At 29.4% G+C, this 12273-nt stretch carries 15 protein-coding genes; 5 read left to right on the top strand and 10 right to left on the bottom strand.

Features of this window, described 5'->3' with window-relative positions; all coding sequences use genetic code 11:
* Positions 1-2: 2 nt before the first annotated feature.
* From ACMCMH_RS07320 to ACMCMH_RS07310, 3 genes are all read left to right on the top strand, one after another.
* Positions 3-713: an ATP-binding cassette domain-containing protein gene (locus ACMCMH_RS07320; protein WP_412724125.1), complete on the top strand. Its 711-nt coding sequence runs from the start codon at positions 3-5 to the stop codon at positions 711-713.
* Positions 710-2674 (top strand): transglycosylase domain-containing protein, encoded by a 1965-nt coding sequence (locus ACMCMH_RS07315; RefSeq protein WP_412724123.1) that lies wholly within the window; start codon positions 710-712, stop codon positions 2672-2674. Before ACMCMH_RS07320 ends, ACMCMH_RS07315 begins: the two co-directional genes overlap by 4 nt.
* Positions 2675-2745: 71 nt before the next feature.
* Positions 2746-3807: a PstS family phosphate ABC transporter substrate-binding protein gene (locus ACMCMH_RS07310; protein ID WP_412724121.1), complete on the top strand. Its 1062-nt coding sequence runs from the start codon at positions 2746-2748 to the stop codon at positions 3805-3807.
* Positions 3808-3869: 62 nt separating this feature from the next.
* Here ACMCMH_RS07310 and ACMCMH_RS07305 read toward each other — a convergent pair whose 3' ends face one another.
* Together ACMCMH_RS07305 and ACMCMH_RS07300 are read right to left on the bottom strand one after the other, a co-directional pair.
* Positions 3870-4607, bottom strand: a complete 738-nt coding sequence (locus tag ACMCMH_RS07305; RefSeq protein ID WP_412724119.1) for a competence/damage-inducible protein A — start codon at positions 4605-4607, stop codon at positions 3870-3872.
* On the bottom strand, positions 4608-5177 hold the full coding sequence (locus tag ACMCMH_RS07300; RefSeq protein WP_412724117.1) for an adenylate kinase: 570 nt from the start codon (positions 5175-5177) through the stop codon (positions 4608-4610).
* 122 nt (positions 5178-5299) lie between these two features.
* Here ACMCMH_RS07300 and ACMCMH_RS07295 point away from each other — a divergent pair, with 122 nt between their 5' ends.
* Positions 5300-5737: a DsrE family protein gene (locus ACMCMH_RS07295; protein WP_412724115.1), complete on the top strand. Its 438-nt coding sequence runs from the start codon at positions 5300-5302 to the stop codon at positions 5735-5737.
* A gap of 155 nt (positions 5738-5892) precedes the next feature.
* Positions 5893-6225 carry a thioredoxin family protein gene (locus ACMCMH_RS07290; RefSeq protein WP_412724113.1) on the top strand — a complete coding sequence of 111 codons (333 nt, stop codon included), beginning with the start codon at positions 5893-5895 and terminating at the stop codon, positions 6223-6225.
* 3 nt (positions 6226-6228) lie between these two features.
* Here ACMCMH_RS07290 and ACMCMH_RS07285 read toward each other — a convergent pair whose 3' ends face one another.
* The 8 genes from ACMCMH_RS07285 to soxX all read right to left on the bottom strand — a co-directional run bounded on the left by ACMCMH_RS07285 (position 6229) and on the right by soxX (position 12265).
* Positions 6229-7035, bottom strand: coding sequence for an alpha/beta hydrolase family protein (locus ACMCMH_RS07285; RefSeq protein ID WP_412724111.1), 807 nt, complete (start codon positions 7033-7035; stop codon positions 6229-6231).
* A gap of 45 nt (positions 7036-7080) precedes the next feature.
* Positions 7081-8886: a thiosulfohydrolase SoxB gene (gene soxB / locus ACMCMH_RS07280; protein WP_412724109.1), complete on the bottom strand. Its 1806-nt coding sequence runs from the start codon at positions 8884-8886 to the stop codon at positions 7081-7083.
* A 27-nt stretch (positions 8887-8913) separates the two neighbouring features.
* Entirely contained in the window at positions 8914-9552 is a 639-nt protein-coding gene (locus ACMCMH_RS07275) for a rhodanese-like domain-containing protein (RefSeq protein ID WP_412724107.1), read from the bottom strand.
* A gap of 100 nt (positions 9553-9652) precedes the next feature.
* Positions 9653-10087 carry a hypothetical protein gene (locus ACMCMH_RS07270; RefSeq protein ID WP_412724105.1) on the bottom strand — a complete coding sequence of 145 codons (435 nt, stop codon included), beginning with the start codon at positions 10085-10087 and terminating at the stop codon, positions 9653-9655.
* Between the two features lie 12 nt (positions 10088-10099).
* Entirely contained in the window at positions 10100-11020 is a 921-nt protein-coding gene (gene soxA / locus ACMCMH_RS07265) for a sulfur oxidation c-type cytochrome SoxA (protein ID WP_412724103.1), read from the bottom strand.
* Positions 11021-11060: 40 nt separating this feature from the next.
* The gene (gene soxZ, locus ACMCMH_RS07260; protein ID WP_412724101.1) at positions 11061-11366 is read right to left on the bottom strand and encodes a thiosulfate oxidation carrier complex protein SoxZ; all 306 of its coding nucleotides are present in this window, start codon (positions 11364-11366) and stop codon (positions 11061-11063) included.
* Between the two features lie 64 nt (positions 11367-11430).
* Positions 11431-11892, bottom strand: coding sequence for a thiosulfate oxidation carrier protein SoxY (gene soxY, locus ACMCMH_RS07255; RefSeq protein WP_412724099.1), 462 nt, complete (start codon positions 11890-11892; stop codon positions 11431-11433).
* Positions 11893-11911: 19 nt separating this feature from the next.
* Entirely contained in the window at positions 11912-12265 is a 354-nt protein-coding gene (gene soxX / locus ACMCMH_RS07250; protein ID WP_412724097.1) for a sulfur oxidation c-type cytochrome SoxX, read from the bottom strand.
* Positions 12266-12273: the final 8 nt, after the last annotated feature.

The raw sequence follows: 12273 nt of genomic DNA, 5'->3' as shown, positions 1-12273 counted from the left end.
CTATGCCTGAACTTATAATCAATAAATTATTATTAAAATCAGATAACAATACGCTAGTAGATTTAATACAAGATAACAGCCCAGTTATTTTGAATCATTCTATTGCTTTAGTAGGTGAAAGTGGTAGTGGAAAATCACTTACGCTGAAAACAATTTTAAATATGACACCAAAAGAACTTAATGTTACATTTAATTGTCAATGTGACTTTGAATTAAATCATGAAAATATAGGATTTATTCCACAAAATCCATTTACTTCACTCTCCCCTATTACAAAAATCACAAAACAATTTTTTTGTGATGAAGAGAAAATAGATGATTTACTTACATTGGTCAAACTCAACTTAAGTGTTAAAAATAAATTTCCATTAGAACTAAGTGGTGGTCAACTCCAACGAGTTGTTATAGCAATTGCATTAAGTAAAAATCCAAAAATATTACTCTTGGATGAACCAACCACTGCATTGGATAAAGATAGTAAGAAAGCTATCTTAGAAATCATCACTACCTTGCAGAAAAAAATGCATTTTTTAATTCTCTTTGTAAGCCATGATATAGAATCAGTTCAAAATATCTGCAAAGATATTATTATATTACAAAATGGCAAAATTTGTGAGATGGGAAAATTACAAAAAATTTTGCAAGAACCAAAAGAAAGCTATACAAAACAACTTATTTCAAGTAATTTCAAAAATAGAAAGTTTCGAACATGATTAAAAAGTTTCTCCTTCTTATAGTATTTTTTATAATATCAATTTTTATTGGACTCATTATTTTATATTCACAAATTCGATTTGATGTTGATAAAATAGTAGAATATAAACCAAGGTTAACGACACAATTTTTTGATAAAAATGGTGTGCATTTGGGAAATGTCTTTGACAAAGAAAATCGACTTTATGTAAAATATGAAGCTATCCCTCCAAGAGTAACAGAAGCATTAGTTGCGATAGAAGATACGAATTTTTTTGAACATAATGGAGTGAATATAGATGCTATTTTGCGTGCTATTATTAAAGATATCAAAGCTATGGCTCTTGTTGAAGGTGCTAGTACACTTACACAACAACTAGTAAAAACAATGATTTTAACAAGAGATAAAAAAATAATTAGAAAGATAAAAGAAATTTTATTATCTTTACGATTAGAGTCTTTACTTACAAAAGAAGAAATTTTAGAAAGATATTTAAATCAGGTTTATTTTGGTCATGGATATTATGGTATCAAAACAGCAGCACTTGGATACTTTAAAAAAGAATTAGATCAACTTAATTTAAAAGAGATATCAATGTTGGTAGGACTTCCTCGTGCTCCAAGCTTCTATGATCCAACTAAAAATTTAAAATATGCACTGATACGAGCAAATCAAGTGATCAAAAGACTTAAAACTTTGGGTTGGATAAATCAGAAAGAATATGATGAATCAATAAACTATATCCCTATCGTTTATGATACTACATTATCTCAAAATAAAGCTCCTTATATTATTGATACGGCTATAAGTGAATTGAAAGATGATGTAGAAGATTTAAAAACAGGTGGTTATAAAATAAATCTTACAATTGATTTAGAAGCACAGAAAATAGCAAAAGATGCTTTAAAATATGGTTATGATAGAGTTTTGAGAAGAGATAAACATAGAGATACAAACAAAAGTACAACCCAATCATTAAATGGAGCTATAATTGTACTAGAAAATAATTCCGGAGCTATATTATCTATGGTTGGAGGAATTGATTATAAAACATCCTCATTTAATCGAGCTAGACAAAGTATAAGACAACCAGGAAGTTCAATCAAACCTTTTTTATATCAAGTTGCTTTAAATTTAGGTTACTCTACAGCTAGCAATATTGTAGATATATCAAGAACATATAAATATAATTCAGTTGATAATGAAGAAAAATTATGGCAACCAAAAAACTATGAAAAAAATTTTAAAGGATTGGTGACTTTTAGATATGCATTAGTTCATTCTCGAAATCTTGCAACAATCAATCTTGTTACAGATATAGGTATAGATATTTTACATAAAGAATTACAAAGATATGGATTTAAAAATATCCCTTATGATCTGTCAATTACCCTTGGAAGTTTTGGGATTTCACCTTTAGACTTAAGTAAAATGTTTACATTATTCTCAAATCAAGGAATAATCGTTGAACCATATATTATAAGTAGTTTAACAAATCGGTATGGTCAAAAAATAATCTTTGAAAAAGAAGAAAACTACATTATGCCTGCTGCACAAACTTATCTTATGACTTCAATACTCAAAGAGGTAGTAGATAAAGGTACAGGAAGAAATGGACGAGTAAAAAACTTGGAACTTGTTGCTAAAACAGGAACAACAAATAATAATGTTGATGCATGGTTTTGTGGATATTCACCTTCATTACAAACTATAGTATGGTATGGGAATGATGACAATAAACCAATGGGAAGAAGAGAAACAGGAGGAAGAACAGCAGGTCCTGCATTTGCTTATTTTTATAGACATTGGATGAAACTTCATCCTGAAATACCACGAAAATTCATACAACCTAAAGAGGTCTTTATACAAAAATATAATGGAAAAGAAGAAGTTTTTACTCCACTTTCTAATGTACCAAAAAGTGAAACAAATATGGAGATGCAAACAGAACATCTTAAAAATAAAAATATTTTATTTTAAACGATAAGCTGTAATCAAACTGTAATTTATATCATCTATACTTCTTTAAAATAAAAAAAGGAAGTTATCAAATGACTATAAAAAAAACAGCTATCGCACTTTTAACTGCTTCTGCATTAACAGTATCTTTAAGTGCTAGAGATCAAATTAAAATTGTTGGTTCATCAACAGTATATCCATTTTCTTCTGCAGTTGCTGAAGAACTAGGTGCAACAACTTCATATCCAACTCCTGTTGTAGAATCAACAGGTTCAGGTGGAGGGATGAAACTATTCTGTGCTGGAAATGGTATGAATACTCCAGATATTACAAATGCTTCAAGAAGAATGAAAGCAAAAGAATTTAAACTTTGCCAAAAAAATGGTGTAACAGATATAACAGAATCTGTTATTGGTTTTGATGGTATTGCATTTGCTCAAGCAAAATCAAATAAGCCATTTAGCGTAACAAAAAAACAACTTTTATTAGCAGTTGCTGCGGAAGTGCCTTCAAAAGATGGGAAAAAACTAATTGCTAATCCATATAAAAAATGGTCAGAAATTGATGCGTCTTTACCAAATAGAGAAATCGTTATTTATGGTCCTCCTAAATCATCTGGAACAAGAGATGCTTTTGAAGATATGATTTTAAAAGGTCAAACTAAAAAAATGTCAGTTTATACTTCTTTATACAAAGCTGACAAGGTAAAAAATAAAGCGTACAAAAAATACAAAAAAATTAGAACTGATGGTGTTTATGTTCCAAGTGGAGAGAATGATAATTTAATCGTTTCTAAACTTAATAAAAATAAAGCAGCATTCGGTATTTTTGGATACTCATTCTTAATGGAAAATGATGATAAAGTTCAAGGTGCAAAAGTAAATGGTGTATTACCAACACCAAATACAATTTCTAGTGGAAAATATCCTATTTCAAGAAGTTTGTTTTTTTATATAAAGAATTCTCATGCATCTAAAGTACCTGCAATGTCTGACTTTGTAAATATGTTTATGTCTGAAGATATGATTGGTCATGATGGTATACTAGGAGAGATTGGATTAATTGCATTACCTGATGCAAAACGAGCTACAATAAGAGCTTCTGTAGCACAAAGAGATAAAATTACTTTAGAAGAGTTATCGAAAAAACATTAATAAAATATATAAGAGAAGGGGGAAGATAATAAATCTTCCCCTTTTTTTAGTTAGAAAATAATTTATTGATCTTCTAAAATAAATGCTATACTTTTTTCTTTTAATAAATCTTCAAATAAAGAGAAATATTTTTTTGCTTCTTCTTTATCATACGATGCAACAGAAATTACAACAGATCGTTTACCATTGTTTATTTGAGGCAAGGAAGAAAAATCAATATCTTGTGGAATTTTTTTCATTATCTCAATCAAATCATTTTCACTACAATCTGCTTTTAAAAAATATCTAAATTTTTCTTTATTTTTAGGGTAAAATCTATCCAAAGCTTCTATAACCATACTTTGAGACATAGATGGGAATCCTGGAGTAAAAAAATAACGATTTTCTAAAGAAAATCCTGGAACATTATTCACAATATTTGTTAACTGTTTTGCATCTAAAGGTAAATCCGCCATCTGTATACGATGAGGATATGCTTCATTTGCAAATTGATCAATAATACATTTTTCCGCATTTTTGTTTCTTTCCATTTTTCCATTTGTAAAAACATTTGCAGCACATTGTCGTGTATAATCATCAGGTGTAGAACCAATTCCACCAAAACAAAACATAACAGCATCTGGATCAGTTTTAATCAGTTTAAAAATATCTTCTATAAAAGGGGGTTCATCTTTGATAACAAAACTTGCTTTTTGCTCCCAGCCTCTTTTTAGAAGTTCGTTGTTTAAAAATGAAAAATGAGCATCTTTACGACGCCCATTTAAAAGTTCTGTTCCGATAATTACCGAATAAAAATTCATTTATATTTTACTTTGTATAAATGCATCCATCTCATCAACAATCTCTTCAATTGTTCTTTCACCATTAATTTTAGTAATTAAATTTTTTGCTTCATAAAAAGCTTGTATAGCTGCTAATGGTTCTGTATAAACTTTCATTCTATTATTAAATACATCAACATTATCATCAGCACCTCTTGCTCTTCCTAAAACTCTATCACATGCAACCTCTTCAGATACTTCAACTTCAATTACATTTACAAGTTCTACTTCTGATTCGTTAAGAAGATATTTATCTAGCTCTTCCATTTGTTCACTACTTCTTGGATATCCATCAATTACTACAGTTGGAGTAGGAGCATTTTTAATTGCTGTAACAATTGTTTTGATAACAATATCAATTGGTACTAGATTTCCTTTGCTAACATAAGCATCTATTGTTTTACCAAGTTCACTACCAGTTGCAACTTCAGCTCTAAACATATCACCTGTACTATAATGTGTGATATCTTCATGTTTAGCTGCAATTAATTCTGCATCTGTTGTTTTACCACTTCCTGGTGCGCCTATGATTAAAAATAATTTTTTCATGTTTTTCCTTACTTATGTTTAATTAATGTATTATATCTAATATTATTTAAATTTTATCATACTGTTTTTATAAGATCTATTATATAATCAAATCATGTATAAATTTACACAAAAGGTAAAATATGAAAAAACTAATACTATTATTCTGTCTTACAATACTATCTTATGGACAAATGGATTTAAGTGATCCTCAACCTACATTTGATAATCCTAGAAAATGGGTTATTAAACTTCATGTATCAGATGAAAAAACAGTGAATTCAACTTTAGGTGCAATTTATAATGTACTTAAAGAATATCCAGCAGAAGCTATAAATATTTCTGTAGTTGCTTATGGAAGTGGAGTGAGAGTATTAAAAAAAGATTATGATAAAGATACATTGATACGAATTTCATCACTAATGGACTATGATGTAGAGTTTATTGCTTGTAAAAATACTATGGCAAGTATGCATTGGACAAAAGATGATTTAATAGATGATTTATCTTATGTTCAAGCAGGAATAGTAGAAGTAATCGAAAAACAAGTTGCTGGTTACTTTGAAGTTACACCATATTAAAGAAAAGAAATGAATAAATTACTACTATTATTAACAATTTTTTTCATATCAAATATTTATGCAGAAAATAAAAAAATTAATTTTGATCTAATAGAGGATAAAAAAAACAACGAATCATATTTTTCCATATGAATAATTGTGGATATTGTAATAGAATGAAAAAAATCACACTAAAAGATGTAAAAATTCAAAAAACAGTTCAAACAAATTTTACTTTTAGTAGTATCAATATTGATGAGTCAGATACCATTATTTTTAATAATAAAACTTATACAAATAAAGATTTCGCACATAAGTTAGAAGTAAATTTTTATCCAACAGTATTATTTTTAGATAGTAAGAATGAGATAGTTTACAAAGCAAGAGGGTTTCGTTCGACTGAAAAATTTCAACATATTTTAAATTTTATGATAACTAATGCTTTTGAGGAGATGAGTTTTTTTGAGTATTTAGAGAATATCAAAAAAGGGAAAGGAGATAAAGAATAAATTTTATTCTTTATCTAACATCTCTACGATTGCATCAACAGATTCACTTGTCATATCTAAATCTAAGTGTGGTGCACCTTCAACTTCAATAAGTGTAGCTGTTAATCCTTTTTCTTCTAAGATTTGATAGAATTTTTTTGTAACTGATGGCTTAGAAATAGTATCTTTTGTTCCATAAATTAACAAAAACTCTGTACTTGAATCAACTTTATCTATATAGTCAATTAAAGATACTAAATCTTTATCAGATTTTACTACTTCATGAATATCATATCTTCCACCTGCTGAAGTGATTGTATCTAAAAGACCTGGAGTAAATCCAGTAAGAGTAGAACCCATCATAGCACCTGCTGAATGACCTATATAGTTTACTTTTGTAGCATCATACTTTTCTTTCAATTTAGTCACAAGTTCTGATAAAAATGTTATATAACTTTTTTGAGCCGCTAAATTTTCCTCCCCATTATGACTTAATGCTTGAAAGTTATTTGTTGAAGAGCTAGAATACCCAGGTAATGCAACAGCAATTGTAGTTACATCTGTAGACATTGCTAAGTTTTCAGCAAATGGAGCATATCTTGCTAAAGTATTTGTACCCTCTGGCCATGTACCATGTACTAAAATATTTATCTCTGATTCTGTGTCACCTTCGGATACATAGTACTGAATACACTCATTTTCAGCAAAAATAAACTCATCACCTTTTGTATTACACTGTGCTTCTGTTACTATATCTTTACTATAAATATTTGTAGTTAATAGCCCACAAAATACTGAAGCTAAAAGTAACTTTGAATTATATTTTATCATTCAATTTCCTTTTAATATTTTATTTATAAAAAAAGGCTAGAAAATCTAGCCTCTTTTTACTGCTTTATATTGATGTTTATTATATTTATCATCGATACCTGGATTACCTTTTACTCCAACCATATCTGGAGTATCAACTTTAAGATTACTGATATGTTTCATATTTTTTAAATACTCTTCAGTAACTTCCCAAATTGGTTTTCCTGGAGAAACTGTATTTACTGTAGACCAACCAGCTACTTTATACTTTTTATTTGCTTCAAGTGGTTTTCCTGTTTTTGTTAAAACTATATTAGTAATTCTTTTTCCAAGTTCTTCCATAGGATTAATTCTATAAGAGATACCACCTGTTCTTACCATATCTCCACCTGATTGTCTAAATGGATCTTTATGAAATAAGTTATCAGCAACATCTTCTAAAGTTGCATGTACTTGAGCCCCTGTAAATTCATTTACATAAGTTTCAGGATAAGTAAGTGCTGTTTGTGTTGCTAAATCATCAAATGTAATAGCTTGACCTGGCATAATAGTTGTTCCCCATCTAAAACCTGGAGATAATGAAATATCTGCACCTTTTACTTCAATTAAACTATCACAAATAATTTGATCCCAAGAACCGTTAAAGTTCCCTCTTCTAAATAGTGTTTCATCAGTTGTAGCTAATACTCTATTTAAATCTGAAAGATACGGTTTTCTTACACTTTCGATATATTTTTTCATCTCTTTATCTTCTGGAACTAAATCTGAGAAGATAGGAAGTAATGTAAATCTATGATCAACTACTTTTCCATTTTTACATTCTATATCAAGTACATTTAAAAACTTACCATTAGATCCAGCATTACAAACATAAGTAGTACCTGATTCATTTTTAACTGGTACTGCTTCAGGTACACCATCATGAGTATGTCCACCCATAATAAAATCGATTCCTGTACAAACTTCAGCCATTTTTTTATCAACATCAAAACCATTATGAGATAAAACAATAAGAGCATCAGGTTTTTCATCTTCTCTAATCTCATCAACTAATTCTTGCATAGAGTCTTCATTGATTCCAAATGACCAATCAGGAATATTTCTTTGTGGATTTGCTATAGTTGTATATGGGAAAGCTTGTCCTACAATAGCAATACGATTACCATTCATCTCTTTTATTGTATATGGTTTAAAAGCATGACCAGTATCTTCATCATAAGCTTCTACACCTTCCATCATTGAATCTTCTTTTACTAGAATATTTTGAGCTAAAAATTCTGCATCTAAAAGTTTTACATTTTCTAAAACTTCTTCAGCTTTATATGTAAATTCCCAGTGTCCAACAGCTACATCAACACCAAGTTTATTCATAGCACCAACCATATCTTTACCTCGTGTTTGTAAAGATGTCCAGCTTCCTTGCCAAGTATCTCCACCATCAAGCAATAAAGTTTTTTCAGCGCCAAAGTTATTTTTCAAATAATCTATAACAGTTTTAAGTTGTGCAAATCCACCAACTCTTCCCATAACTTCTGCATGTTTTTCAAAGTTTACACATGAAAATGCATATTCAAGTCTTTTATCACCTTTAATTCCATAATGATCTAGAAGTTTGTCTCCAACAATATGTGGTACTTTTCCAAAATTTGAATGAAGTCCTAAATTTACACTTGGTTCTCTAAAATATACAGGGTTTAACTGAGCATGACTATCTGTCATATGCATAAGTCTTACATTACCAAAACTCTTTAACTTGTAGTAATCATCTGCTTTACCTGACTCTACCATTCGTGTATGAGAGTTTGCAAATATAGGCGCAGCTCCTAGCATTGCCATCATATATACAAATTCTCTTCTTCCCATTTTACTCATATTATTTCCTATTTTTTATATTAATTTCTATTTTTCTGTTCCAACTACAGTAAATCCAAGTGATGTCCATGCTTGCATACCACCTCTGTAGTATTTTATTTTAGATACTGGATACCCCATATTTAATAATGAATATTTAACATTTTTTAACATTGCAGGTGTTTGTCCACACCAATATCCATTACAATAAGCTACTATGGTTTTTGCGTTAGTAAAATCTAATATTCCATCATCATCTACTTCAACTCCTAAATCATACTCCATTGAAGATATAGCACTCTCTTTTGTTTGAAAATTTGTAAATGGAATATTTATAGCCCCCGGTATTCGTAATTTATCGTACCAAGATGACCCTCTAGTATCTACGATTACTATAGATTCATCACTTTGTGCTTTTTTCATATATTCTATAAATTCTAATTCTCCAAGAGTTTCAAGTCCCTCTGCTAAAATAATTGGCTGTGGTTTACCTCTGTTTGTTGTTTCATACAGTGAAGAAATTTTATTTCCAATTGTTTGGTTTCTCATAATAGTAAATTTTTCACCATTCAAATCCATATCAATAGATTTAACGCCTTGAGAAATCATCACATCTGCTGCAAAACTTTCTGTAGAACAAGCACCTACTATTGTAGCAGCAATTAATAATTTTTTGAATATTTTCATTGTTTATCCTTTGAAATATATTGATACTTCATATTTTGAAATATACTATTATAAAAAGCCAAGATAAAAATCTTGACTTATTGTTTACTAATAAAAAATATTAGTATTGAAATTGGTCACCTGGAACTGCAGCTCTCCAAGTCTTTTTACCTTCTGCTTCTTGTGTTAAAGCGCTTACTGCAAATTTACAAGCTCTTTCAACTGCATATGATACGCTTACAGAATTTTTAGTAGGTTTCCCTTTTTTATTTAAAAGTACTACTTTTTTTTCACCTGCTTTAATTGCTTTAATTGATTCATCTATATACTGAGTATTTGTCATACCTAGTCTTTTAAATTCAACACCATGTTCTTTGGCAATTTTATTGTACTTCTGCGCTACTTTTAACACTGAATCGATTCCATTTGTACTTACATTACAAAGTTTTCTTTCATCTAGATTGTCATAAGTTGGTGTAGTAACTTGATTATTTGAACATCCTGTTATTGCTAATGCTAAACTAGTTGCTGCGATTACGCTATATAATTTTTTCATAATATCTAACCCTTACTTTCTTACATCTGGACCGTCAACATTCATTCCATTTGACATATATGCCATGAAATAAAGTAACTCTTTCATCTCTTTACTATTTGTTTTTGGAGGAACTTGACCTTGATCTTTTACACATCCAGCCATTCTTCTTTCCAATGTTCCTAGTCCATTTTCTACTTTATCTTTTCCCCATTTTAATCTAAAAACTGGAAAATGCGTAGTATGTCCTGCTAACTGAGATAAACTTTCATTTCTAACTCGTTTTCCTGCACCTTGAACATGACAAGTAGCACATGATAATTTTAAATATCCTCTTTGAGTATAATAAAACTCTTTCCCTCTTTCATAAGCAGCAGCTGCTTCAGCACTATTAATTTGAATATTTACTTTTTTCTCTGCATCTTTTGTTTCTGAAGCTATGTATGATTGAAAAAATGCCATTTTCCCTTTTTTCTCATTCCATGCTTTTTGACCTGCATCAGTTAAACATTTGTTTATAGCACCAGTTAAACTTACTACTTCTTTCTTTTCTTCATCGAAATATGGATAATCTCCAGCAACAGTTACATCTGGAAAACACTTTTGTAAAGCTTTATTATCTTCATATAACTCTTCACCTTTTTCAACAAGTTCATCATAAGGTGGCATCTCATTAATTTCATTATATGAATATTGACCTTGCTTATTAAAAGCATAGTTTCCTTTTCTTAAATCTTCATATTTAACATTTTTTTGAATATTGTTTTTTAATTCATCATCTGTAGAATAAGGGAAAAATTTATCTCTATTTTTATCTCCATCTTCAAATTTAGCAATGGTATAATCAATTAATGCAATTCTATCTTTTTCTGCTTGAACATTGAAATCATTTGCATTCATTATGCAAGAAGCTAAAGCAACTAATACAGTACTTTTTACAACATTTAATAACATCTTTTCTCCTTAGTTATTTTTATAATTCCTTGAGAAGGAATTATTTAATTTTTGCTTTATCTGTTCTCTTTGTACCTTCTAAATCAGTCCATGTAAATACAAGTGTTTTACCTTTGTTTGCACCTTTAAATTTAAATTGCATAAATGGATCTTTTGATAAAAATTGACTTGTTGATACTTCATATACAACTTTATCATCAACTGTCGCAACAATAGATGTAATAAAATTTGCTTCTTTCTTTTGACTTTTTGCTTCTGCATAACTTAACATAGCATGTTTAGATAATGCTTTTACAGTTGTTATACCTTTTTTTTCTTTTGCTTTAATTCTAGTTTTTTTTGCCATAATAATTCCTTTTATATTTTATATTTGTATTTTCTTATTTTTAATTGTGAAAGAGATAATTAAATCACCCTCCACAACCACCTGCTGTAACTTTTACCATTTTACTAGCTGAGAATAATGTTGTACCATCTTGTACTACTGCTGTAACTGTTCCTGTTTTAGCCATTTTAATTCTAAGTTTATAATCAATGATTCCATCTGCAGGTACTGTATATACAGCTACTAAAGACTCAGGATTTGCATCTTGAAAAATTGCTACTGTTTTACCAGCTAAATCAGACGATACTTGTAAAGGTACAACTGCACCATTTTCAGCAATATCTGGAGCTTTTAATTTAACTTTTCCTACTGTTGTTTTTGAAGTACCATATAATTCTTTCATTGCATCATCTACTGTATGACTTTTTGGTCCTTCAAATGCACTTTTATTTGTTTCTCTGAAGTTTACTGCACTTAAAGTTGATGGCAACATAACAGCTGCTGCACCTAATCCCAATCCTAATCCTAAAAATTTTCTTCTATTCATTTTATTTCCTTTATTTTAATTATTTACTTTTTAGATAAGCTACAACAGCTTTAATCTCATCATCATTAAGCCAACCATTTTTACCAAATGAAGGCATTGCTGAAATTTTCAGTCCTTTTGCTGTATATATATCATATATCATATCATATAACAACTCATCTGGATATTCAGATACAGTAGCAAGGTCTGGACCAAAGCTTCCTGGACCATCTATACTTTTTCCACTTATTGCATGACATGCAAAACAGTTACCAATATTTTTAGTATTGAAAATCTTATCACCCTTAGCAATTAACGCATCGTCAGCTAAAGATCCAGTTAGTATTAACCCACTTATAGCTGATGATATCAATAGATTTCTAATTAGTCTCATCATTTCTC

It is taken from the genome of Arcobacter sp. 15-2 (genome assembly GCF_047159865.1).
Lineage (GTDB): Bacteria > Campylobacterota > Campylobacteria > Campylobacterales > Arcobacteraceae > JAIOSF01.
The sequence above is the reverse complement of the archived record's forward strand: the minus strand, read 5'-3'. Positions and strand labels throughout refer to the sequence as shown.